The sequence below is a fragment of the Paraburkholderia sp. SECH4 genome (assembly GCF_030511745.1).
Lineage (GTDB): Bacteria > Pseudomonadota > Gammaproteobacteria > Burkholderiales > Burkholderiaceae > Paraburkholderia > Paraburkholderia madseniana.
In genome coordinates this window covers 105,807-130,003 of record NZ_JALOCP010000009.1, presented here as the reverse complement: position 1 = coordinate 130,003, position 24,197 = coordinate 105,807, and the positions used below count along the sequence as shown (strand labels likewise).

Annotated in this window: 23 protein-coding genes and 1 pseudogene; 16 read left to right on the top strand and 8 right to left on the bottom strand. The window is 62.5% G+C overall.

Annotated elements, in window-relative coordinates; all coding sequences use genetic code 11:
• Positions 1-162 precede the first annotated feature (162 nt).
• Both M0D67_RS15160 and M0D67_RS15155 read left to right on the top strand, forming a co-directional pair.
• A complete protein-coding gene (locus tag M0D67_RS15160) occupies positions 163-1,314 on the top strand; it encodes an acyltransferase (protein WP_266239047.1) in 1,152 nt (383 codons plus the stop codon).
• A 116-nt stretch (positions 1,315-1,430) separates the two neighbouring features.
• Positions 1,431-1,679, top strand: a complete 249-nt coding sequence (locus M0D67_RS15155; protein WP_054035535.1) for a hypothetical protein — start codon at positions 1,431-1,433, stop codon at positions 1,677-1,679.
• A 302-nt stretch (positions 1,680-1,981) separates the two neighbouring features.
• Here the strand turns inward: M0D67_RS15155 and M0D67_RS15150 are convergent, their stop codons facing one another.
• The 4 genes from M0D67_RS15150 to M0D67_RS15135 all read right to left on the bottom strand — a co-directional run bounded on the left by M0D67_RS15150 (position 1,982) and on the right by M0D67_RS15135 (position 5,288).
• Positions 1,982-2,299: a DUF4148 domain-containing protein gene (locus M0D67_RS15150; protein ID WP_154562735.1), complete on the bottom strand. Its 318-nt coding sequence runs from the start codon at positions 2,297-2,299 to the stop codon at positions 1,982-1,984.
• A gap of 227 nt (positions 2,300-2,526) precedes the next feature.
• Positions 2,527-3,390, bottom strand: a complete 864-nt coding sequence (locus M0D67_RS15145; RefSeq protein WP_154562733.1) for an ABC transporter permease — start codon at positions 3,388-3,390, stop codon at positions 2,527-2,529.
• 16 nt (positions 3,391-3,406) lie between these two features.
• Positions 3,407-4,201: an ABC transporter ATP-binding protein gene (locus M0D67_RS15140; protein ID WP_097395642.1), complete on the bottom strand. Its 795-nt coding sequence runs from the start codon at positions 4,199-4,201 to the stop codon at positions 3,407-3,409.
• A 67-nt stretch (positions 4,202-4,268) separates the two neighbouring features.
• Entirely contained in the window at positions 4,269-5,288 is a 1,020-nt protein-coding gene (locus M0D67_RS15135) for an ABC transporter substrate-binding protein (RefSeq protein ID WP_175049039.1), read from the bottom strand.
• 283 nt (positions 5,289-5,571) lie between these two features.
• Here M0D67_RS15135 and M0D67_RS15130 point away from each other — a divergent pair, with 283 nt between their 5' ends.
• The 6 genes from M0D67_RS15130 to M0D67_RS15105 all read left to right on the top strand — a co-directional run bounded on the left by M0D67_RS15130 (position 5,572) and on the right by M0D67_RS15105 (position 11,404).
• Positions 5,572-6,249 (top strand): response regulator, encoded by a 678-nt coding sequence (locus M0D67_RS15130; protein ID WP_027778124.1) that lies wholly within the window; start codon positions 5,572-5,574, stop codon positions 6,247-6,249.
• Entirely contained in the window at positions 6,239-7,633 is a 1,395-nt protein-coding gene (locus M0D67_RS15125) for a sensor histidine kinase (protein WP_154562729.1), read from the top strand. The genes M0D67_RS15130 and M0D67_RS15125 overlap by 11 nt, the downstream gene beginning before the upstream one ends.
• Positions 7,634-7,818: 185 nt before the next feature.
• Positions 7,819-9,201, top strand: coding sequence for a sensor histidine kinase (locus tag M0D67_RS15120; protein ID WP_266239046.1), 1,383 nt, complete (start codon positions 7,819-7,821; stop codon positions 9,199-9,201).
• A gap of 25 nt (positions 9,202-9,226) precedes the next feature.
• A complete protein-coding gene (locus M0D67_RS15115; protein WP_154562727.1) occupies positions 9,227-9,925 on the top strand; it encodes a response regulator in 699 nt (232 codons plus the stop codon).
• A 229-nt stretch (positions 9,926-10,154) separates the two neighbouring features.
• Positions 10,155-10,910 carry a hypothetical protein gene (locus M0D67_RS15110; protein WP_266239141.1) on the top strand — a complete coding sequence of 252 codons (756 nt, stop codon included), beginning with the start codon at positions 10,155-10,157 and terminating at the stop codon, positions 10,908-10,910.
• Positions 10,911-10,984: 74 nt separating this feature from the next.
• The gene (locus tag M0D67_RS15105; RefSeq protein ID WP_266239045.1) at positions 10,985-11,404 is read left to right on the top strand and encodes a histidine kinase; all 420 of its coding nucleotides are present in this window, start codon (positions 10,985-10,987) and stop codon (positions 11,402-11,404) included.
• Between the two features lie 95 nt (positions 11,405-11,499).
• On the opposite strand, the gene M0D67_RS15100 is transcribed toward M0D67_RS15105, so the two are convergent.
• Positions 11,500-11,778, bottom strand: coding sequence for a transposase (locus tag M0D67_RS15100; RefSeq protein ID WP_171925914.1), 279 nt, complete (start codon positions 11,776-11,778; stop codon positions 11,500-11,502).
• A gap of 434 nt (positions 11,779-12,212) precedes the next feature.
• On the opposite strand from M0D67_RS15100, the gene M0D67_RS15095 reads away from it, so the two are divergent.
• Entirely contained in the window at positions 12,213-13,094 is an 882-nt protein-coding gene (locus tag M0D67_RS15095) for an EAL domain-containing protein (RefSeq protein ID WP_266239044.1), read from the top strand.
• Positions 13,095-13,299: 205 nt separating this feature from the next.
• Here M0D67_RS15095 and M0D67_RS15090 read toward each other — a convergent pair whose 3' ends face one another.
• From M0D67_RS15090 to M0D67_RS15080, 3 genes are all read right to left on the bottom strand, one after another.
• A complete protein-coding gene (locus M0D67_RS15090) occupies positions 13,300-14,568 on the bottom strand; it encodes an isoprenylcysteine carboxylmethyltransferase family protein (protein ID WP_266239043.1) in 1,269 nt (422 codons plus the stop codon).
• A gap of 77 nt (positions 14,569-14,645) precedes the next feature.
• Positions 14,646-16,142: a collagen-like triple helix repeat-containing protein gene (locus M0D67_RS15085; protein ID WP_266239042.1), complete on the bottom strand. Its 1,497-nt coding sequence runs from the start codon at positions 16,140-16,142 to the stop codon at positions 14,646-14,648.
• A 267-nt stretch (positions 16,143-16,409) separates the two neighbouring features.
• Positions 16,410-17,570 (bottom strand): iron-containing alcohol dehydrogenase, encoded by a 1,161-nt coding sequence (locus M0D67_RS15080; RefSeq protein WP_266239041.1) that lies wholly within the window; start codon positions 17,568-17,570, stop codon positions 16,410-16,412.
• A 285-nt stretch (positions 17,571-17,855) separates the two neighbouring features.
• Between M0D67_RS15080 and M0D67_RS15075 the strand changes: the two genes are divergently transcribed.
• The 7 genes and pseudogenes from M0D67_RS15075 (at position 17,856) to M0D67_RS15045 (ending at position 24,167) form a co-directional block, all read left to right on the top strand.
• A complete protein-coding gene (locus M0D67_RS15075; protein WP_266239040.1) occupies positions 17,856-18,527 on the top strand; it encodes an RNA polymerase factor sigma-70 in 672 nt (223 codons plus the stop codon).
• Between the two features lie 130 nt (positions 18,528-18,657).
• Positions 18,658-18,915 (top strand): MbtH family NRPS accessory protein, encoded by a 258-nt coding sequence (locus M0D67_RS15070; protein WP_266239039.1) that lies wholly within the window; start codon positions 18,658-18,660, stop codon positions 18,913-18,915.
• Between the two features lie 54 nt (positions 18,916-18,969).
• The gene (locus tag M0D67_RS15065; RefSeq protein WP_266239038.1) at positions 18,970-19,986 is read left to right on the top strand and encodes a TauD/TfdA family dioxygenase; all 1,017 of its coding nucleotides are present in this window, start codon (positions 18,970-18,972) and stop codon (positions 19,984-19,986) included.
• Positions 19,983-20,861: an ABC transporter ATP-binding protein gene (locus M0D67_RS15060; protein WP_266239037.1), complete on the top strand. Its 879-nt coding sequence runs from the start codon at positions 19,983-19,985 to the stop codon at positions 20,859-20,861. The genes M0D67_RS15065 and M0D67_RS15060 overlap by 4 nt, the downstream gene beginning before the upstream one ends.
• Complete coding sequence (gene fhuB / locus M0D67_RS15055) at positions 20,858-22,966, top strand: Fe(3+)-hydroxamate ABC transporter permease FhuB (protein ID WP_266239036.1); 2,109 nt, start codon at positions 20,858-20,860, stop codon at positions 22,964-22,966. The genes M0D67_RS15060 and fhuB overlap by 4 nt, the downstream gene beginning before the upstream one ends.
• A gap of 50 nt (positions 22,967-23,016) precedes the next feature.
• A pseudogene (locus M0D67_RS15050) lies at positions 23,017-23,160 on the top strand ((2Fe-2S)-binding protein); the annotation flags it as partial.
• 53 nt (positions 23,161-23,213) lie between these two features.
• Entirely contained in the window at positions 23,214-24,167 is a 954-nt protein-coding gene (locus M0D67_RS15045) for an ABC transporter substrate-binding protein (protein ID WP_266239035.1), read from the top strand.
• Positions 24,168-24,197 lie beyond the last annotated feature (30 nt).

The following is a 24,197-nucleotide window of genomic DNA, read 5'->3' as shown; positions in this document are numbered from 1 at the left end:
TGCGTGGCGTGCGAACCTGATTGCACCAGCAGTGCCCCAACGGATAGCGTGTTGGCGTGTAGCCTGCGTGCCGTGTACGCGCAGTGTGGGCAAGCGTACTGAATAAAAGCGCCGTGGGCCGTAGTTTGGCGGACAAACCTCTTTGTCCGATTCCAGACTCCCATGGCGCCCACCGGCAAACAGCATTGCGACACGTTGGATCTGATCCGCGCGCTGGCGGCAGGCGCGGTGTGCATCAGCCATTTGCGCAATCTGATGTTCGTCGACTACCGCGCGAATGCCGGTATCGGACTCGCGGGCAAGGCGTTCTATTTCATCAGTAACTACGGCCACACCGCGGTGATCGTTTTCTTCCTGCTGAGCGGCTATTTCGTTGGCGGTTCGGTGCTGCGGCAGGTCGAGACGGGAACATGGAGCTGGCAGCGCTATCTCACCGAACGCATGTCGCGGCTCTGGATCGTGCTGATCCCGGCCTTGCTGCTGACGCTGTTCTGGGACCGCATGGGCATCGCGCTTGCCGGTGGGCCTCTTTATCTTGGAACCGAGGGCACGTTCGATCAGCAGATCAACGTCGCCTCGCATCTTGGGCGGGCGACGCTGCTATGCAATCTCGCCTTCCTGCAGACGCTCGCGTGCGGCACGTACGGCTCAAACGGACCGCTATGGAGCCTCGCCAACGAGTTCTGGTACTACATGTGGTTTCCCGCCTGTTATGTACTGCTGCGCCGGCGCCGCGGATTCAGCGCAATCGTCGCGGGTGTGCTCGCGCTGGGTACGATGGTCGCGTTTCCGTCGCTCCTGAACGGGTTCGGATTGTGGATGCTTGGCGTCGTACTTGTGTTGCTTGAAAAGCGCTTTCCGGCGCGCAGCGCACGGACGGGTTTGCCATGGTTCACGCTCGCCAGCGGGACAGTTTTTCTTGCGGCGCTGGTGCTGACGCGCATGTTCTTGTTGAGTAACGACTGGATTGTCGGTGTGCCATGTTTCGTGTTCCTGCGTTGCATACTTTGGGAAAACGTCCGACTGCGTCCCGCGCCGCTGTCGCGTATCGCGGTTCTCTTTTCCGGATTTTCCTATTCGCTGTATCTGACGCACTTCTCGTTCATTCTGTTTGTCGCGGCGGTCGTGGTCGGGCAGCGCATCCAGTTCGACGGCCGGGGCGCGCTGGTGTTCGTGACCATGCTGGTTGTCTGCTATGTGTACGCGTTCGCGGTGTACCTGCTGTTCGAGCAGAATACGAAACGCGTGCAACGTGGCATCCGGCAGTTCCGCCTTCTACGAGCCAAGCCCGATCCAGCCACGCCCCATAGCTGAATAAGGTGGCATGACCGGTTGATTTATTCGGCATCATTGAATAGCCGCCAATCGGGAAACCCCTAGCATCCTGCATCGATGGTTCGCGTTAGTCTCTTCAAAAGAGGAGACGATTCATGAGACAAGCGTTCAATATTGCAGTGGTGTTGTTGCTTGGTTATTTGATGGCGGATAGGGCGCTGATGCGCGCGCAAGCCGGAGAGATGGGGACAATTACGTGCCACCAGGGCGCGGAACTGGTCAAGTCGAATGCGTTGAAGAAAGGCTTCGGTGACGCCGGGGCCAGCAGCCAGGGTGAAAATTTCCTGTCGAGCTGTCTCGTCACGGGGCGTGGCCAGGTAGGCGATCTGATCGCCCGGGAATAACGCAGGCAGCCTGGTACCGCTGAGGCTCAGACCAGATGTAGCACGACATAAACAAAAAGCGCCCAGACCGTGAAGGTCCAGGCGAAGTCATCGGGAGCCCGATGACGGAGGTATCGAATACAGAACTGGCCCGCGATCGGGGATACTCGGTCGCGGGCCAGTTCGTTTGAATCAGAGCGTGCGGCTGTGTTGCTCGCTTGGGCGGCCGATCAGGGCAAACGGCGTGGCCTCAGCGGTTCGTTCCGCCGGGAAGCTTGTTCACTGGTCTGGTTGCGAGCTGAGATGTCAGCCTGGTTGCCAGCTTAGTTGCCGAAGTAAACCGACTTCGGACCGTTCGCCTGAACCGGGTGGCCCGACTGCGACGAGCCATTCACCGCACCGCCGTAACTGCTTTCTGCGGCTTGGGCAGTGCCGTTTTGCTGGGCAACTCGGGCTTGCGCAGCCTGGATGTCAGCCGGATAGTACGGGTCGGAGCGGCCCGGCTGGTAGCCGGCCTTTTCGAGTTGAATCAGTTGCGCGCGGACCTCGGCGCGGGTCACGGGCTGGTTGGACTGCGCAAACGAGGCAACAGGAGCGGCCAGCACAGCGGCGATAACAACAGCTTGAATGAGCGATTTCATGATGAACTACCTCCAGTTCGGTCTTTATCTTGCTACGAGCAGTGTTGTTCGCAGTCAGTGATTGCATTGTAGTTTTGCGATCTGACCGGAGTAATCATCGAATCAGGTAAAGTTTGTTGCGGGATTTGAGATAAAAGAAGAGTGCTTTGTTTGATGGGCCCTTGTGCGCAACGTGAAAAAAAGGGCGCCGACGGCGCCCTTTCTCCCTTTACGACCTGACGGTCAACTCAAACCGCAGCGGGCCGCCACTTCAACAGCCGCTGTTCGACCGTCGTCAACAGATAGTCGGCAGCCAGCGCGACCACGGCCAACACGATCATTGCAGCAAACACACCGCTTGCATTGAACGCGCCTTGCGCAGTGGAGATCAGCAGACCGATACCTTGCTTCGAGCCGAGGAACTCGCCCACCACCGCACCGACTAGCGCAAAGCCGAAGCTCACGTGCAAGCTGGCAAGAATCCAGCTCAACGCCGACGGAATCACCACCGAAGTCGTCACCTGACGGCGCGACGCACCGAGAATCTGCGCATTCGCGATCATGTAGCGGTCCGCTTCACGCACGCCCTGGAACGCATTGGCGAACACGACGAAGAACACCATCACCACTGCCAGCGCCACCTTCGAAGCCATCCCAAGACCGAGCGAAATCACGAAGATCGAGCCGAGCACCACGCGCGGAATCGAATTGGCGATCTTGATGTAGAGGCTGAACACATCGGAGAGCAACTTGTTGCGGCCGAGCACGATGCCGCAGAACACGCCCGCCACTGAACCGATGATGAAGCCAAGACCGGTTTCTTCCAGCGTGACCCAGACCTGCGTAAGCAATGGACCTTGCGATGTGCCGTTCACGAACCAGTCGATGATCTGATTGAAAATCGCGGTCGGCATCGAGAAGAAGAACGGATCGATCCACTTCAGGCGCGCGGACAGTTCCCACCCGCCGAGCACAACCACCAGCACGATAATGCGCAGCGAGATCACCAGCGCATGGCGTTGCCGGATACGTTTTTGCGCGACGCGCTCGACCTGGGCGAGCGTCACGGGATCGATGCCCGAAGGCATCGTTTGTTGAGGGGTAGTAGACATATTTGCCGTTCCTTGATTAACCGATCTGCACTTCTTCGCGCAGGTCATGCCAGATGTCGCGCGAGATTTCGATGAAACGCGGGTCGTAGCGAACTTCCGATGTGACGCGCGGACGCGGCAGATCGATTTCGTACACTTTCTTCAGCGTGGCCGGGCGTGCCGTCAGCACGAACACACGGTCGGCAAGCGCAATCGCTTCTTCCAGATCGTGTGTGACGAACACCACCGAGCCGGCGCCACCCCACAGTTGCAGCAGTTCGTCCTGCATCAGCGTGCGCGTCTGCATGTCGAGCGCCGAGAAGGGCTCGTCCATCAGCAGAATTTCCGGCTTGTTGATGAAGGTTTGCGCCAGCGCCACGCGCTTTCTCATGCCGCCGGACAGTTGATGCGGATAGTGCTTGCCGAACTTGTCGAGGCCCACGCGGCGCAGCCATTCGTTGGCTTCGTCGTACGCGGCGGATTTCGAGCGGCCCCGATACAGCGGGCCGGCCGCCACGTTGTCGATGACCGAGCGCCATGGAAACACGGCGTCGGCCTGAAACACGAAGCCGATGCGCGGATCGATGCCGTCCACCGGCGCGCCCATTACGCGCACTTCGCCGGTGGTCGGCTTCAGCAAGCCGGTGATCATGCTGAGCGTGGTCGATTTGCCGCAACCCGTCGGGCCGACAACCGCGACGAACTCGCCGCGTGCCACCGACATGCTGAAGTCGCGCAACGCGATCGTCGCTTTGCCATCCGGGGAGATGAAACGGCACGATACGTTGCGCATCTCGATGGCGGGCGTATCGCGTGACATAGGTTGATTCATCGGCTGGTGCCTCGCAGTTCTCTTGATGTTGAAAGGGGGTTGCTTCGAGGGCGTTGCTTCGAGAGCGTTATTTCGCGGCAGTCTTGACCGCTGCCGACACGTAGTCGTTGCTGTAGGTCTTGGCGAGGTCGATATGCTTACCCTTCACCGAAGGATTGAACGCCGACAGCACCTTCAGGACAGTGTCCGGGCCGTCGGCGGGCATCTTGCCGTCCTTCGTGAACATCGGCAGCGACGCCTTCAGCGCGCCGACGTACAGGTCCTTGTTGTTGCCGTAGTAGTCCTTCGGCATCTTCGCGGCGATCTCTTCCGCGCTATGCGTCGCGATGAAGTTCAGCGTCTTCGCGAATGCGTGTGAGAGCTTCGTGGCGTCGTCCTTGTGCGACTCGGCCCATGCGCGCTGCACGTAGAAGCTCGAAGCCGGGTACGTGCCGCCGAGCGCGGCGCGGGTGCCTTCCAGCGTGCGCATATCGACCAGCACCTTGGCGTCGCCGGTCTTCAGCAACTGCGAGACGGTCGGCTCGGTGGTCATGCCCGCGTCGATACGGTTCTGCTTGATGGCGGCGATAAAGCTGTTGTCCGCGCCAACTGGCAGCAGCGTGTATTGCGTGGACGGCACGCCCGCGCGTTGCGCGAGGTATTGCGTGAGAAAGCTGGTCGACGAGCCGAGGCCGGTCACGCCCAGCGTCTTGCCCTTCACGTCCGCCATGCTCTTTAGCGTTTCGGACGCCTTGGTGGAGACCATTTCCACTTCACCCGGCACCTGGCCGAAAATCACCAGCGCCTGGACTTCCTTGCCCTTGCTCTGCAAGTCGATGGTGTGATCGTAGAAGCCCACCACGCCTTGCACCGCGCCCGCGAGCAGTTCGTTTTCCGCGTCCACGCCGGCCGGTTGCGAGAGGATTTCGACGTCGAGGCCTTCGTCCTTGAAGTAGCCGAGCTGCTCGGTGAGCTTGGCCGGCAGATAGATGATCTTGGTGGCGCCGCCGACCATGATCGTCAGCTTCTCCGCATGAGCCGCGGCCGAAGCGGCGGCAAGGGTAAACGCAACACCTGACACGGCGGCAATCTGGCGTAAGGTACGCATGAAGCAGTCTCCTGAGGTTTAGTCGTCGCCCTGTGTGGATGCGGCGCTTTCTGGATGAATGAGGGCGATTATAGAAATCTGAAACCTTCTGGCAGCTTTCGGGGCGGTGGGCAAATCATGGGTGTTAACCCGAGAATCCACCGCAATCTCGCGGCCACCCCCTGGCAAACCCCATAACGTGGGCCACAAACCACGCAAGCCGCGCGCAAAGCCCTTGTTTTACGGCACAATCGGCGTCCTGACTTTTGCCGCGCATTGAATTGCCTATTTCGCCGTTCTCCCCATGAAGCTGCTGCTCATCGAAGACAACCCCACGCTGGCGCACTGGCTCGCGAAGATGCTGGAGCAGGAGGCGTTCGCGCTCGACGCGGTGCAGGACGGCGACGCCGCCGACCGTTTGCTGCGCACCAATCACTACGACGTGATCCTGCTCGACCTGAATCTGCCGAAGCTGTCGGGCAAGAACGTGCTGCGCCGTTTGCGCCAGCGCGGTGACGCCACGCCCGTGCTGATCCTGACGGCGAGCGGTTCGATCGACGAAAAAGTGGAACTGCTTGGCGCCGGCGCGGACGATTACCTGGTCAAGCCTTTCGAAGTACGCGAGCTGATCGCGCGCATCAAGGTGGCGATCCGCCGCCAGTCGCCCTCGAAGGCGAGCGAGGTGGTGTGCGGCGATCTCGCGTTCGACATCGACACGCGCCAGTTCACGCTGAAGGGCGCGCCGCTGAACGTGACGCCGCGCGAGCGCTCGGTGCTCGAAACGCTGATCCTGCGTTTGGGCAAGACGGTCACCAAGCCCGCGCTGGTCGACGCGATCTTCACGCTCGCGGACGAGCCGAGCGAGGATGCAGTCGAAATCTACATTTCGCGGCTGCGCAAGAAGCTCGACGGCAGTTCGGCGGCGATCGTCACGTTGCGTGGGCTGGGTTACCTGCTACGCAAGAAAGAAGATGACCAATAGCCTGCGCATGCGCCTGCTGTGGTGGCTGCTGGTGCCACTCGCGTTGTACGTGTTCGTCACCGGCAAGGCAGAGTATGACAACGCGCGGCGCACGGCGGACCTGGTGCAGGACAACCAACTTATCTCATCGGCGCGGATGATCGCCGGTGAAGTGGAATGGGTGGATGGTTTTCTGCGCGTGGACGTGCCACCCGCCGCGCTTGAAGTGTTCGTGTCGCCGTATCGCGATCAGGTGTTTTACAGCGTGCGGGTCGACGATGGCCGGCTGCTGGCGGGTACGCCGGATTTTCCGCAGCGCGCGGCGCCCTCGCCCGACACGGACGATCACTACGACACTGAACTCCATGGCCAGCCCGTGCGCGCGGTCGGCCTCGTGCGCCTGATGTACGACAACGGCGCGACACGCCGCGTACGGGTGACAGTGGGCAAGACGGTGCGCTCGCGCGATGCGATGGCGCAGCAATTGTGGCAACCGCAACTTGTGCGGCAGATCGAGATGATCGTGCTGGCGGTCGCGCTGGCCTGCATCGGCCTCACCTTCGAATTGCGGCCGCTGATGAAAGTGAAGGAAGAGGTCGCCGACCGCGATCCCATGCAACTCGAACCGATTCGCGTCGAGCGCCTGCATACGGAGTTGCGGCCGATCGTCGAAGCGATCAATCAATGTATCGCGCGGCTCGGCGTACAGGTAGCCGCGCAACGGCGTTTTATCGCCGACGCCGCGCACCAGTTGCGCACGCCGCTCACGTTGCTCGGCACGCAGTTGCAGTTCGCGCGCCAGCAGGACGGCCTGAATCCCGCGCTCGACGAGGCGCTCGCCGCGATGCACCGCAGTAATCGTTCGATGGTCGGGCTCACTAACAAGCTGCTGTTGCTCGCGCAGGCCGAGGCCGCCGACAACAAGCAACTGGCGGTGGAAACGGTCGATCTGGTGCCGCTGGCGATGGAAGTGGTGGAGGATCTGGCGTTGCTCGCGCAAGCCCGGGATATCGATCTGGGCGCGGAACTGAACGGCTCCGCGCCGGTGGCAGGGCATCGCGGCCTGCTGCAGGCGTTGATCGCCAACCTCGCGGAGAACGCGATCCGCTATACCGGCAGTGGCGGCCACGTCACGGTGGCGGTCAGCGCAGAAGCCGATACGATCACCGTGGCGGTGCTGGACGACGGTCCAGGCATTCCCGCCGAGTCGCGCAGTCGCGTGTTCGAGCCGTTCTTTCGGGCGTCGACAGATACTGAAGGAACCGGGTTGGGTCTCGCCATCGTGCGCGAAATCGCGGACGCGCATCACGGGGAGATCGTGCTCAAGCCGGGCGAAGGCGGCAAAGGCGTGCACGTGACCGTCTCGTTTCCGCGCGCGCCGATGGAAGGACCTTCGCCCGTTTGAATCAAGCCCTTTAAATCGGCGGCTTTACAGGTAGTTGGGACAAACCCGCAATCGGCACAGGAAACGCGTGTTCGAAAGCTTACAGAAGGATTTGTACCGCTAGAATTTTGGGCAGGCGATTCATCGAACGCCCACCGCGCACGTGGGATATAGCGGAGACAGTCAGCAGAAAGGAACGACGAATCGTGTTTTCAGGCAGTTTGCGCGGACGCTTGCTGTGGTGGCTCTTGCTGCCACTGGCGGCGTTCGTTTCCATTTCCGGCATGATTTCGTATCGCAACGCGCAGACCACGGCCGACCTGGTTCAGGATAACGCGTTGCTATCGTCGATACGCATCATTGGCGAGGACATCGATTGGGATAACGGCCACGTGTCGGTCCAGATTCCGCCGGCCGCGCTCGAGCTGTTCGAGTCGCCGGAACAGGACAGTGTGTTCTATCGCGTCGAAGCGAGCGGCCACCGCCTGCTGGCCGGCAGTCCCGAGTTACCGGTGCCGCGCGGCGTGAGCGACGTCCCCATGCTGTACTCCACCCATCTCGAGGACGGCCGTGCCGTGCGCGCCGCTACCTACGTGCGGCAGCTATACGACTCGGGCCGCACCGAAGAAGTCGTCGTAACGGTTGCAAAAACGGAAGGTTCGCGCGACGCCATGGTGTGGCGCCTGTTGCGGCCGCAACTGTTCGGCGAGGTGCTCACGCTGGTGCTCGCGATGGTGTTCGTCTATCTCGGGCTGACTTTCGAATTGCGGCCGCTGATGAAGGTGAAAGACGACGTCGCCGATCGTAACGCGTCGCAACTTGAACCGATACGCGTGGCGCGCTTGCATGTCGAATTGACGCCTATCGTCGAAGCGATCAACCAGTGCATCGCGCGCATGGGCCAGCAGGCCGCGACGCAGCGGCAATTCATCTCCGACGCGGCGCATCAGTTGCGTACGCCGCTCGCGCTGCTGGTGGCGCAGATCCAGTTCGCGCGGCAGCGTGAGAATCGGGACGTGCCGCTCAGCGAAGCACTGGCCGGCATGCATAAAAGCAGCCGCAAGCTGACCACGTTGACCAACAAGCTGTTGCTGCTCGCTCAGGCCGAGTCCGCCGCGCCCTCCAATACGCGCGAACGGGTCGATCTGAGCGCGTTGATCGCGGGTGTGCTCGAGGAGTTGATCGCTTTCGCGCAGTCGCGTGAAATCGATCTGGGCGCTGAGTTGGAAGACGGCCTATTCGTGACCGGCGACGAGGCGCTGACCGCGGCGCTGGTGACCAATCTCGTCGACAACGCGCTGCGCTATACGCAACCCGGTGGCCGCGTCACCGTGCATACGCAGCGCGGTAATGACAGGGCGATCGTGCGGGTGATCGACAATGGGCCGGGTATCAAAGCCGAAGCGAGGGTGCGTGTGTTCGAGCGTTTCTATCGCGCGTCGAACCATGCTGACGGAACCGGCCTCGGCTTGCCGATCGTGCGCGAGATCGCCCGCCGGCAAGGCGGCACGGTTACGCTCGAGCCGGGAGAGGGCGGTGTCGGCCTCGTCGCCACCGTCGAGATGCGACTATGGTCGGCGGCGGTTTGATGCGTCGCCAAATCAGGGGAAACCGATGAAACTGCTGCTCGTTGAAGACGACGCTGACCTCGCGCGCTGGGTGATGAACCTGATGCAGGTCGAGAATTTCGTGGTTGACTGGGCGCAGGACGGCGAGCGGGCGGAGACGCTGCTCGGCGTGCAGTGCTACGACGCGGTGCTGCTCGATCTGCGCTTGCCGGGCATTGGCGGCAAGGACGTGCTGGCGCGTCTGCGCCGCAAACGCGACAACGTGCCGGTGCTGATGCTCACCGCCAACGGTTCGACTGACGACAAAGTAGCCTGCTTCTCGGCCGGCGCGGACGACTACGTCGTCAAACCTTTCGACGCGCGCGAGCTGGTGGCGCGCATCAAGGCGCTGATCCGCCGTCAGGCGGCGGGCGATAAGGGCCAGTCGATCGACTGCGGCGATCTGCGCTATCTGTTCGATTCCCGTGAATTCGTCCTGCAAAACGAGCCCTTGCCGTTACGGCGGCGCGAACACGCCATCCTCGAAACGCTGATGCTGAAGCAGGGCAAGACCGTCTCGAAGTCCACCCTGATGGACAAGGTCTTCACGCTCGACGACGAACCCAGCGCCGATGCCATCGACATTTACATTCACCGCTTGCGCAAGCACCTGGCGAGCTCCAGCGCGAAGATCATGACCTTGCGCGGGCTTGGCTACATTCTGCGCGAAGAAGTGTCGTGCGAAGCTTTTGCCGAGTCGCTATAGCGCATCAGAGCAATCCTTAAGGATTTCTTGAGGATCGTTCAAGACGCCTCTCGACCACCCGCGATTCGCGCCGTTTCATTGGCACCTTCCATAAGGCTTTCATAAGGTTCCCCATTGCATTATTCGCCGCATCGAGCGAGCGCAAGCGCGCCTGCTCGCAACGTCGAATTAAATGCCTATTGATGGGAGAACCCGCTTGCTAGAGACCTCGACTTATCGCGTTGCGGAGATGCGCAACAAAGTGCCCGAGGCAACACTTGTCTTCTGGGCAATCAAGATCATGGCGACCACCGTCGGCGAGACCGGCGCGGACTATCTGGCCGTGCACGTGGGGCTCGGCACCGCGCTCACCGGCGGGATGATGCTCGCGTTGCTGATTGCCGCATTGGCCGTGCAGCGTCGCATGCGCAAGTACGTGCCGTGGATTTACTGGCTGACCGTGGTGCTGGTCAGCGTGGTCGGCACGCAGATTACCGATGCACTGACCGACAAGCTCGGCATCAGCCTCTATGCCAGCACGATCGCGTTTGCCCTCGCGCTGGCCGTGGTGTTCGCGCTCTGGTATCGCAGTGAGCGGACACTGTCGATTCACACCATCTACACGACGCGGCGGGAGCTTTTCTATTGGGCCGCAGTGTTGTTCACCTTCGCGCTGGGCACTGCGGCCGGCGATCTCGCGACAGAAGCGCTGGGGCTCGGCTTCATGATCGGCGTGGTGGCATTCAGCGCGCTAATCGCATTGGTGTGCGCCATCTACTACGTCGGCGGGAATCCGGTGCTGACTTTCTGGCTTGCCTACATTCTGACGCGGCCGTTGGGCGCCTCGTTCGGCGATCTGCTTTCGCAGTCCCGCACATACGGTGGTATCGGTCTCGGCACGATCAATACGAGCGTGCTCTTTCTGAGTGCCATCGTCCTGCTGGTCATCTTCGCGAGTGCAGTCGAACAGCGGTCCACACGCACTATCGCCGCACGTGAACCTTGAGCACGTGTCGCTCGACAAGTCGTAGATGTAGCCCTTTTTCAATCGTATGTCGAATCAAACGGAAGAGAACAATCATGAACCAACGCACGCTCAACAAAGCCGTCATCGCTTCTTTCATTGCCCTCTCCGCCATCAGCTTCGGGCATCGCGAGGCGGGTGGGGTCGGCTTTCCCTCGGCCGAGGCAGCCGAGCCTGTCAAGGCGTCGAAGCTCGGCGACCTCTCGCCGTTCCGCAAGATCGCCGCCGACACCGCGGTACTCGTCGGCCAGGGCAATCTCGCGGGCGGTAAGGCGCGCATCAAGGATCTGGAACTCGCCTGGGACGACGCCGAGCCTTCGCTGAAGCCTCGCGCCGCAACGGACTGGCACACCGTCGACAAAGCGATCGACCGCGCGCTGAGCGCGTTACGCGCCGGCACGCCGAACGCAGCGGAATGCAAGCAGGCGCTCGCTGATCTGCTGGCGGTGATGGATCGAATGAACGGGAAGGCCTGACGCGCTGACGGGCGCGAGCGATCAATGAAGCCGTCGGTGAAACATCTTTTCGCCTTTGAACCGGTACGGTATGCAAAACAAATATTACCGCTGATTCAGCAGGTCGAAAGCTCATGGTCGCACAAGGGCAGGCGTTCCTTCACCTGATCCAGAACGCCCGTTTTTTTCCAGGCCATGTACCGAAGATAACAAGTCTGTTGCGGCGGAAAAGTCGCCGGCAGCCTGTGCCACTTTTCTTTCGTCTGCTGCACCCAGAGTATCGCGTTGAGGATCTCGCGATCGCTGCGACGGGGTCGCCCGCGACCGGACGAAACCTCGGGAAAAAGACTCTGAACACGCGCCCAATCGGCGTCGGTGAGGGGGATCTGAAGCATCTGCCGCCTTGAATGACTGTGTGGGGAATGCGCAGTCGTTGCATGCTGCGTTTGCTGCCGATACTAGTAAATCTTTTTTTCTCGGTCAAATTTTATTGTTGCAGTGCGATGCCTCATTCATTGCTTGTTGTTTAGCGATCTTATTCACTATGCATGACACGGTTTCCCCGTTTGAAACGATGGACTTGTGGTAGTCGCCGCGTTCAACGCCCTGTGCGATGGTCCCGTAACGTTGATGCGAAACGCTACGTAACATCGGCGTTCATACAAACGTTTGGCGATTGAAATTGCGCCTCGACAGGTTTGATCGGATGGTCGTAAACCATTGATCAGTAGGGCTTGCCGGCCATGGTCGCTGATAGGTCGCGCAGTGAACGTGCCACTTGGCACGACATGTGCGTGCTTTAGCTAGGTTAATAAATTGCGCCTACGCCATGCTATCGCTCGACTATGAAAAGCCTGTATCGCTCGCAACTACGTTCGGCACACGTACCGCTTGTGTCGAACAAACCGATTGGAACGACTCGCGCGACGATTCCATGGCGCTGAGCGAACTCGAAAGCCGCGTCCGCCAAGGTCTGCGCTCGGGTGAGTTTCATCTCGTGTTTCAGGGGGCTTATCGCGCGGCAGGCGGCGCGCTGGCGCGCCTCGAAGCGCAGGTTCGATGGACGCATCCCGACTACGGGCTGCTGCTTCCCGGCATTTTCATGATGCCGCTCGAACACCCGCAGGTCGCGCTGGAGATGGCCTTGTTCGTCGTCGACGGCGTGTGCCGTGAACTGCGCGACTGCCTCTCGTCGAAGATGGCGCTGCTGCCGGTCGCGATCACGGTGCCGGCGCAAGTAGCCGTGCTCGAATCGTTTGCCGACGACCTCACGCGCATCGCGCGATCGTATGGCGTGCCGGGCAACCTGCTTGAAATCGAAGTGCCCGATAGCGCAGACGCAGCACGTCTGCTGTCTTTGCGTACCTTGACGGCCGACCTTCGGTCTGCGGGAACCGGCATCTCGCTGGGCAAGTGGGGCAACGGCGCGTCTTCGCTCGCACTGCTCGGCGCACTCGACGTGGACACCGTCACGATCGCGCCTGAGTTGATGGCAGCGCTTCCACGCGATCCTCGTGCCTGCGTGGTGATGTCGGCGTTACTGGATCTGCTTCACGCGCTTGACGTGCAGGTCGTGGTGAATGGTGTGGAGACCAAAGCACAGTTGCAATGGTTGAGCGAGTCATGGCCAGAAGCGTTAGTGCAAGGCTTCCTGTTCTCTCGCCCGAAGGCCGGGCTGGCGAATGTGCTGGCGCCAAGCCGCGACTCGTGACCACGGCAGAGGACGTTACGTAACGTCCTGCGTGCGATGTCGTTGAGGCGAGCACCCACTCGCGGAAAATCGGCAACGGGCGCTATCGTCTGCTTCCACCGGCGACTGCTTGCCGGTGGTCAAAGAAGCTCATCGTCATCGTCACGCCGCTGAAGAATGGTGCGCTGCAATAGACGCACTTGACCGCATTCATAGCATAAACATCTTATTGAAACGCACGTGTGATCCTGGCGAACAGCCCGTTCCGCGCGATCCATTCTGCGTAGGCGCGATAGTCGGGATCGTTCATCAGGTGCCGCTCCTCGGTTTTGGCGCGCATGAAATACAGCAGATTGACGCACGCCAGCGCGAAGCAGTGCGTGAGCGCGACTTGCCAGCCCATGGGTTCGATGAACGGCACCGAGACCATCCAGAACGAGAGATTCTTCGTGATGTAGGCGGGATGCTTCGTGAAGCGATAAGGGCCCGACGTGATGATGCCGCGATTGGTCAAGTTCGAAAATCGCAATCCGAATGCGATGGTGGAAAGCGCGTAGCAGAAGACCAGGGCGATAATCACGGTGCCCCAGATGATTCGGACAATGGGCACGGATATCAGCCAGTTGTCCCAGAACATCGCGCCCTGGTAGTGCATGTACTGGGCCGAGATCAGCGACCAGAACGGCTGATAACAGAGAAGTGCAACCAGCCAGCCGAGCGTGGTCGGCTCCGCGCTGCGCACGTGAGTATCGAGAATGCGCAACGTGCACAGATAACCTACCGTGCCGAACATCAGGTCCATCGTGAAGGACAGGTCGTACATGAACCTGAACGTCGCCAGCGAGAACGGCGCGTTCATGGCGGTCGCAAGCGATGCGCCGATATGGTCCGCATCGGTGGAAAGATAGGTGATCATCAGCGGCAGGAAGAACGCTTTCACCATCCAGCCGGCGAGCATTTCACGCACGGGCTTCCAGTTGCCTGGGCGTTGCCCGAGGAATACGAGGCGGCTCCACAACATATAGGCATCGTCGACTTCGCGTTGACGCCTGTCCATCCACGCAAAGTAAAACGGCGCGGCCACGATCAGATACGGTGCGAGCGTGAGGATCAGAGACCAGAAGGGGTTATAGAACGTGCCGTGATACTCGGGCAAGAGCCAGTAGAGCACACCGATGCCGACATACACGGAAGCCAGCGCGGCAAGACGCAAACTCACACGCGCGACACTGAGCGGCCGAACCGCCTGACCGGTCAGTCCGGCGCTTGGGCGTAGATACACGCGTGCGACGAACAGCTCGTATAGGGCGATCGTCGCGATGATCGCGAGACAGGCGGCAGTGCTGCGGCGCGCGCCATCCAGCGCGGTACTGTCGCGTAGCAGCCAGAGCGTTAGAAGGCCGACGGCGATGCCAAGCAGGCCGACGGAAAACGGCGTCGCCGAACGCGGCGGCTGCTCCTGCACGTGCGCTACGTTATCCAGAGTGGAGTTCATGTCATCCTCGTAGTCATGACATAGATAGCGGCCGGGCTTCTGATTTTTTAAGTCCCGACCGCTGTGCTGATTACCGCTTATTTACCTGCGACACCACCCAGCAATCCGGTGACGAGGTTCGTCACCGGCGCCAGCGGATTCGTGCTGGTCGAACCGCTCCCCGCACTGCCCGCGTTGCCGGTCAGGCCGGTCACGAGGCCCGTGACCGGCGCGAGCGGCGAGGCCTTACCGGATGATGCCCCACTCAGCGTCGAAGTCAGCGCTGTCACGAGACCGGTGACGGGCGCGAGCGGTGAGTTTTGGCCCGCGGCGCCACCCAGCGTCGAGGTCAACGACGTGACGAGACCCGTGACCGGTGCGAGCGGACCGCCGGCGCCTGAAGTGCCGCCGAGCGAACCCAGGTTGCCGAGAAGTCCGGTGACCGGCGCGAGCGGACTGCCGGCGCCAGAGGTGCCGCCGAGCGAACCCAGGCCGCCGAGGAGTCCGGTGATCGGCGCGAGCGGATTACCGCTGCTGCCGGTCCCACCGAGCGAACCGAGGTTGCCGATCAGGCCGGTCAGCGGCGGGATGCTAAGGCCGCTACCCGATCCACCCAGTCCGCCAAGCGGGCCCAGCAGGCCGGCGATCGGCGCCAACGGGTTGGTCGTCGCGCCCGTTAGCAGTCCGCCTGCGCTCGTGACCGTGTTGCCAAGCTGACTCACTACGCCGCCGACGTCTTTACCCACCTGATTACCCGTCGCGCCGGACACTTGCTGACCGGCCGAATCGAGTCCGTTGCCGATGGTGCCCAGCAAGCCGTTGAGCGGCGCGCCGAGGCCCGTGGTGTTGCCGATGGTCTGCGTCGTATTCGAGACGGCGAGGGTGATCGGGTTGATAACCGTGCTCAGTTGGGTTTCGACCTGTTGAACCGGCGCGCTGGTCAGCGCCGAGTTCAATCCCGAGCCAACTTTGACGACGCCGTCACCCACGCCGCCGACAACGGTACCCAAGGTCGACGTAACGGGTGCGAGCGGCGCAAGAGGCCCGGTTCCGAGACTCGTCACGACACCGCCGACCGCGGTAACGGCAGCGCCTGCATTGGTAACGAGACCCGATGTGGAGGTCAGGATCGGGCCAAGCGGATTGGTCGAACTGCCCAGCGTGCCCAGACCTGTGGCCACGCCGTTGCCGAGCACGTTGACGCCGTTGCCGAGATCGGTGATGGCGGCGCCGAGATTCGCAGTCGTTGCGCCGTTGACGCCGGGGACTGAGGTGCCTGTGATCGTGGAACCCGTGTCGGCGATACCCGTGCCCACGGCAGTGATGACGTTACTGACTTGGGTGACGACGGTGCCGAGAGGGGTCGAGGAGGCGCCCGAGCTGCTGGAGCTGCTAGAACTGCTGGTACCGGAGCTGCTGGTGCCAGAGCTGGAACCAGAACTGGAGCCGGAGCTTGAACCCGAGCTGCCCGAAGTGCCGCCTAGTCCACCGCCACCAAGCCCGCTGGGCGTGTTAAGGGTCGATCCACAACCGTAGAGCGCGAGTAATGTAAATGTCGCGACAGCGATGGCTGTCCGACCGGTGAATTTTTGCATGATGTCCCCGTTGAACGACTATTGGCGGGGTTGACACTGCAAGTTGCGCGCCAAATGCGAGTTATGGCTTCATCTCGGTGATTCAGCGTATATATGGTTGAAGATATTATGATATGAAGAATTTACCGCACCAAAAACACGATTCAGCCTGAAGTGGCTGCACCGTGTTCCACGTACATGCTACGTAACGCGTCCGGCGGGCGTAACGGCGCGGAGCCGCCGCCAAACACCGCAGCGATTCCCGCCCTCAATTACGCCCTTCGCCGATTAAAACGCAGCGGTATAGATCGCTAACGCATCGGCCTCAGTAACGGGCCGGGGGTTGTTCACCAGAAGCCGCGTTTGCAGCATCGCGTCGCTCGCCATCCGTTCGAGTCCGCTACGTTCGATGCCGACATCGCGCAACCGGGCCGGAATCGCGGTCGCGGCAATCATCTGTTCGAGCCGTTCGATCAACGCCTGCGTCCTGTTTTCGGCACTGCCCGTGATACCCGGCACGACCACGTCCGCGAGTTCCGCGTACAGATGCGCCGCCGCCTCGGCGTTGAACCGCAACACGTGCGGCAGCACAAGCGCATTCGAAAGACCGTGCGGGACGTGATAAATGCCACCGATCGGATACGCGAGCGCATGCACCGCGGCCACCGGTGAATTGGCGAACGCCTGGCCGGCGAACGCCGCGCCAAGCAGCATCGCTTCGCGTGCCGCGCGATTCTGGCCGTTCTCGCATGCGGGCAACAGATTGCGTGACAGAAGTTCGAGCGCCTTCACCGCCAGCATGTCGGACACCGGGTTTTTCAAATGCGCGGACGTGTACGCCTCGACCGCGTGAACCATCGCGTCGACGCCGGTTGCCGCGGTCGCGGCAACCGGCAGCCCGAGCGTGAGTTCCGCGTCGAGAATCGCCAGATCGGCGACCAGTTGCGGCGCGACCACCCCCATCTTCTTCGCCTCGCCCACCGTCACGATCGACACGGCCGTGACTTCGGAGCCGGTGCCTGCCGTGGTCGGCATCTGCACGAGCGGCAAACGCGACCCGGTGATCTTGTTCACGCCGTACATGTCGGTGAGCGCCTGCTCTTGTTGCGGAGCCAGCACGGCGATCAGCTTCGCCACGTCCATCGACGAACCGCCGCCGAGTCCCAGCACGATCTCAGCGCCGGCCTCACGCGCGCGCGACGTCGCCTCGAGCACGATGTGTTCGGGCGGATCGGCGATCACGTCGTCGATCACGGTGGCATTCCAGCCGTGTGCCGCGAGATCGGCGAGCGCCGGATTCAGTAGACCACTCTGGTGAAGAAACCCATCCGTCACCACGCACAGGCGTTTGAGCGACGGAAATTGCGCGCGCAGCAAAGCGCCGAGACGGCGCGCTGCGCCAAATTCGACGACCATCGTCGGCACTGTTTGAAACCGGAATGCGTTCATCGTGTTACCTGCGGGTCAGCACTAGCGATTGAACTTGCGGTCTTGCGCGCACAGATGCGAGCGCATCTGCGCAGGAATCAGTTGTACCAGATTCGGACCTCTTTGCTCCACTCACCCGACGGCGGCACCTGCTGCTGAATATCTATCGTTTAACCACGCGGCCGGCACGCACTCAGTTCATCAGACAAATCTATCGAAGCTGTAAGGTTATTCCAAATCTTGATTGAGAATGATTCGCGTTTACGATAGATTGGCACTCTTCCTTGAGAAATGCGGAGCGAATCTATGGCTGAGGTGCTCATCCGGCGAGAGCCTTCAACAGCGATACCGATGTCTGTTCTTAGCGTCGGCGTCGCCTGTCCTTCGGGTCCGCGCCGGGCGCACGGTCACGCTCGCGCTGTCGATTGGGAGAAGGACACGCTGCTCGACGTGCTGATCGCCAACCGGCCGATGCTCGTCAATCTGGCGCGCGGCTTCGTGGGTTGCGCGAGTCTCGCGGAGGACGTGGTGCACGACGTCTTTATCAAACTGGTCGACTTCCCGGATCAGGACGCCGTGCGGCAACCCGTGGCGTACGTGACCCGCATGGTGCGCAATGCATCGATCGACGCGTTCCGCCGTCAGAGCCTCGAAAACACGTATCACGCAGACGAAGACGACGGCCTGCACGTGCCTTCGCCGGAGCCTTCGCCCGAAGCGGCGCTGCTCGTGCGCGACACGCTGCGGCACGTCTACAACGCACTGGAGCAACTGCCGCCGCGCAGTCGCGCGGCGTTCGAGATGGTGCGCTTGCGCGAGGAAACGCTGCAAAGCACGGCGCGCGCGCTCGACGTCTCGCAAACGCTCGTGCATTTCATGGTGCGCGATGCCGAGAAGCATTGCGCCGATTGCCTCGACGCCTGCAATCGCGGCGTGGCCGGTCCCGCGTTCTGCAGCGGCCGCGCCCGCCGGCGGTAAAAAAACGCACGCATCAAACGTCAATTGAGTAGACGCGGCGTGCGAGCGAGATACCGCCGCCGCTGTTCCGGGGTAGTCCATCAGCAGTCTGCTGAGGCATCCTGACCATTCATCGACTGAGCCATTCATCATGACGCAAGCACAGCAAACCTCTTCCGCCGTAGCCGGCGAGGCGGACGATCTCGTCTATACGGTCGTCATCAACGACGAAGAGCAGTACTCGATCTGGCCGACCTTCCGTGCCGTGCCGGCCGGCTGGCGCGAAGTGGGCGTGAGTGGGCCGAAGGCCGTCTGCCTCACGCATATCGACACGGTGTGGACCGACATGCGTCCGGCCAGTTTGCGCCGTCACATGGACGAGGCTGCCTCGAAGGCGAGCGCAGCGTAATCGGGCCGGCCCGGATAAGCCCCGGGCCACGTCGCTTCTGCAAGAGGAATTCGCATGACCATGCTTTCGATACCGTTGCCCACGCTCGCCGACTTATCGATCGAGCCGGGACTGCCGACTGTCGTCTCGCCGCGTTCAGGCGCGGAGATTTCACTGGAAGAGGCGGTGACGCTGCTGCATGCGATCGCCGACGACACGCTCGAACGGGCCGGCGGCGTGCTGTTCACCGGTTTTCGCGTGGCTTCGATCGATGCCTTCCAAAGCTTTGCCGGTTCGTTCGGGCATCCGTTGATCGGCTATGAATTCGCCTCGACGCCGCGCAGTCAGGTGGAAGGCGCGGTGTACACGTCGACGGAATATCCGCCGCACCGCTCGATTCCTTTGCACAACGAGCAGTCGTACACGCGCGAATGGCCGCTGCGTATCTGGTTCCATTGCGCGCTTGCCGCACGCTCGGGTGGAGCGACACCGATTGCCGACAGCCGCGCGATCTATCGTGCACTCGACCCGGCGCTCGTCGCGCGCTTTGCGAAGCGCGAGCTGCTATACATACGCAACTTTGGGCAAGGACTCGATCTGCCTTGGGAACAGGCCTTTGGTTCGGACGACCCGAGCGTGGTCGAGCGGATTTGCCGCACGCGCGGCATCGCATGCGAATGGCGCGACAGCGACGACGGCGAACTGCTGCTGCGTACGCAAGAGCGCTGTCAGGCGGTAGCGCGCCATCCGCGCACCGGTGAGACGGTCTGGTTCAACCAGGCGAATCTGTTCCACCTCTCGTCGCTCGATGAAGACATGCAGGACGCGTTGATCGATTCGGTCGGGCTTGAAAACGTGCCGCGCAACGTCTATTACGGCGACGGCGAGCCGCTCGAAGCGGATGCGCTCGCGGAGATTCGCGGTGTGCTCGATCAGCAGCGCGTGGTGTTCCCATGGCTGACCGGCGACGTGCTGATGCTCGACAACATGCTGACGGCGCACGCGCGCGATCCGTTCGAAGGGCCGCGCAAAGTTGTCGTGGCGATGGCGCAGAGCTACAGCGAAGGCCACCAGCGGATGACCGGGCAATGACAAAAACGCAGGGAGCGGCACTCGCGGCGCATTCGCTGACGGTCGGCTACCGCGATCATGTCGTGCTCCACGGTCTGAACCTGACGATCGCGGCCGGTCGTGTCACCGCTTTGTGCGGACCGAACGGCTGCGGAAAAAGCACGCTGCTGCGCACGCTCGCCGGTTTGCAACCGGCGCTCTCCGGCAGTGTCGAAGTCGACGGCAAGCCGCTCGCTTCATACCGGCGACGCGCGCTGGCGCGCACGCTGACGATGCTCGCGCAATTCAACCAGATTCCGTCAGGATTGACCGTACGCGAGCTGGTCGCGTATGGCCGCTATGCGTATGGTGGCTGGCTGCGCGGACTTTCGCGCGCGGACCACGCGGCGATCGACGAAGCGCTCGTCACCAGCGGTCTCGCCGACGACGCCGCGCGCGACGTCGCCGCGCTCTCAGGCGGCGAACGCCAGCGAGCATGGATTGCGATGGCGCTCGCGCAGTGGGCGCCGATCGTGTTGCTCGACGAGCCGACCACTTACCTCGACATTCACCATCAACTGGACATTCTGCGCGAGTTGCGGCGCCTGAACCGCGAACGCGGCCTGACGATCGTCTGGGTGCTCCACGACCTGAACCAGGCGGCGGCCTACAGCGACGAAATCGTGCTGATGCGCGCGGGCCGCATCGTCGCCCACGGTTCGCCCGATGCGATGCTCGACCCGCGTCATCTGAACGAAACCTTTAGTGTGCCGATGCTCAAGATCGCGCATCCCCAGACGGGCGCGCCGATGTGCGTGCCGGCTTACGAGGGCGGCGCCGCGGATCGTGCCGGCGTTGAATTCAACACCGAAGCATTGAGTGATTCCGCAACCACGAGCAAGGACCTCGCCGCATGACGACGCTTGCAGCGCGCAAACGCCTGCGCCGTCACGAGTCCGCAATCGATGGCTGGCGCGCGCCCGTGAAAAGTCGCGCGGGGGTGATCGGTGGCGCGCTCGCCGCGTTGATCGTCGTGGTGGCCGCAATTCGTCTCGCGCCCGGTTTTCGCACATGGCTCGCCGCGCCCGCCGGCAGCGATGCCGCGCAACTCGCCGGCATTCTTTTGTTCGACCTGAGCGCGCCGCGCATCCTGGCGGCGTTGATCGCCGGCGGCTGCCTTGCTGTCGCAGGGACGTTGTTTCAGTCATTGACGCGCAATCCGCTGGCTTCACCCGATCTGCTTGGCATCACCGGCGGGGCGCAGCTCGGCTTGCTTGCTGCGATGCTGGTGCCGTCGCTGGCGGGCGTGGCGTCGGTGCCGCTGCTGTTCGTCTGCGGCCTCGTTGCCGCCGCATGCGTGTCCGCAGCCGCAGGCGGCTGGCGCGCGACGCCGTTGCGCCTCGTGCTTGCCGGCAGCGTCTGCATGCTGCTGTTCTCCGCGCTCACCACGCTGATTCTCGCGTTCTTCGAGCAAAGCATAGTTGGCGTGTCGCTGTGGGCGAGCGGCAGTCTCTATCAACCCGGCGCGTCGGGTCTGAAGATCGCGGCCGCCTGGCTCGTGTTGCCGCTCGTCGCGTTGCCGTTCGTGATCCGCCCGCTCGACCCGCTGGCGCTCGGCGACGACGCTGCTGCGGCAGCCGGCGTGCGCGTCGACGCTACGCGGCTCGCGGCGATGGTGGTGGCGGTCGGTTTCGCGAGCGTTGCGGTGAGCGTGGCGGGGCCGCTGTCGTATGTCGGTTTGATCGCGCCGAATCTGTTGCGCCAGGCGCGCGGCGCAAAGGCCTCGCGTCTGACCGTGCTCGTGCCGTTGTCCGCATTGGTCGGGGGCGCACTCGTGCTCGTCACCGACAGCGCGGTGCAGGCGCTCGATCTCGACGCGACCCTTTCGACCGGTGTGGCAATCGCTTTCGTCGGCACGCCGCTCATGCTGGCGATGATTCGCAGCGGCGCGGCGTGGTCGGGCGCGTTGCATGCCGGGCAGGACCGTCCCGCCGTGCGCGCCGGCACAAGCTTTGTGCGGATGCTCGATGCGTGGCCATGGCCGCTGACGGCGACGGTATTGATGATGTTCGGCATCCTGATCGTCTGTGCGGGTGCATCGTTCGGCCCGACCACGATCGGCTTGCATCGCTGGGTAGCCGTGTTCGATCAGCGCGACGAGCTCGCGCGCATGCTGCTCGACTTGCGCCTGCCGCGCCTCATCTGTGCGTTGCTGGCAGGAGCATTGCTGGCTGCGAGCGGGGTGCTGATGCAGAGCATTGTGCGCAATCCGCTTGCCGGCCCGGAAGTGCTGGGCGTAACGCAAGGCGCGGGCCTCGCCACGCTCGCGGCGCTTGTCGCGTGGCCGCTCGCAGGGCATTCGACGCTGGCCGCTGCCTCGCTTGCCGGCGGCGGCGTCACGCTGGCACTCACGCTGTTGCTCAATCGCCGGCATCGCTATGCACCGCTGGCAGTCGCGTTGACGGGCATCGTGATAGGCACGCTATGGACGACGCTGTCCCAATGGCTCATCACGCAGCAAAGCGTGCAACCCGCGCGTTTCGTGGTGTGGCTGGTCGGCGGCACCTACGGACGCAGTTGGGGCGAAGTGACGACGCTGTTGCCCTGGTGCTTGCTGGCACTCCCTGTGTTTGCGCTGCTGGCACGGCCGCTCGATCTGCTCGCACTGGGCGACGACCAGGCAGCAGCGCTCGGTTTGCCGATCGGCGTGCTGCGTCCTCTGGTGCTGACCGTGGCGACGCTGGCTGCGTGTGCCGCGGTGGCCGCGGTCGGGCCGGTAGGCTTTATCGGTTTGATGGCGCCACATCTTGCATCGATGCTGGGGGCGCGTGCGCATCGCACGCGTCTGTGGCTCGCGGCCGCATGCGGTGCGCTGGTGTTGGTGGTCGCCGATATTGCGGCTCGCACACTGCTGGCGCCGCGCGAAATTCCTGCGGGCGTGCTGACAGCCTTGATCGGCGCGCCTTATCTGCTTGCGTTGCTGATCGTGGAGGCTCGGCGCGAGAAGCGGGGCAAGCGGTGATAGAGCAACGAGGTCATGCGTCGGCGATCGCAAGCAGCCACGATGCGAACGCGAGCTTGCCGAGCCCGTTTGGCGCACGGCGTGTGTGCTGTGTACGTTATGAAATTCCTGGAGAGACGCAACTGTGTCGACGCTGCCCCTTGCTGTTGACGATGAGCGACGCGGAAATCGCTTTGCAGGACGCTTCGCATTGACGAGTCGAGCGAGGAAAACGCAACGGCTCAAGCGAGTTTGCGCGGCTACGGCGATGGCAGTCGCGCTGCTCGCGAGCTCCCATGCTTTCGCGCAGCAAACCTGTCCATCACTTGCCGACAACCCAAGCGTCTCGCAAGCAAGCCCCTCGTTACCCGCGCGGCCAAAGCGCATTGTCGTGCTCGAATTCATGTTTGCCGAAGACCTGGCGGCGCTCGGTATCACGCCGGTGGGCATGGCCGATCCCGCGTACTACCCGGTGTGGATCGGTTATGACGATGTGCGCCTTGCCTCGGTACCCGACATCGGCACGCGCCAGGAGCCGAGTCTCGAGGCGATCGCGGCGGCCAAACCGGATCTGATCCTCGGCGTGGGCCTGCGCCACGCACCGACCTTTGCGGCGCTCGAGCGAATCGCACCCACCGTACTGTTCAAATACGGTCCGAACTTCGCCGAAGACGGCGCCCGCGTGACCCAACTCGATTGGGGCCGAAAAATTCTCCGCACCATCGGCTGCCTGACGGGCCGCGAGGCGGCGGCGCAGGCGGTCGAGACCAAGGTCGACGCGGGCTTTGCACGCGACGCACAACGCCTCGCGCAAGCCGGTCGCCGGGGCGAGCAGGTCGCGTGGTTACAGGAGCTGGGATTGCCCGACCGTTACTGGGCATTTACAGGCAACAGCACAGCAGCCGGTGTCGCGCACGCGCTTGGTCTCGCCTTGTGGCCCGCCGAACCGACGCGCGAAGGCACGTCCTATGTAACGTCGGAAGATCTGCTGAAGAAGCCGAACCTCACGGTGTTGTTCGTCAGCGCGACCGAACCCGGTGTGCCGCTCGCGACCAAACTCGATTCGCCGATCTGGCGTTTCGTGCCGGCTCGCAGCGCAGGGCGCGTGGGTCTCGTCGAGCGGAATATCTGGGGTTTTGGTGGGCCGATGTCCGCGCTGCGGATGGCCGATACGATGACGGAAACACTGCTCTCTCTTCCAACTCCGTCCGTCAGCAAGTAAGCGGTTGAAAACGGACAGGCGTTATCCGGC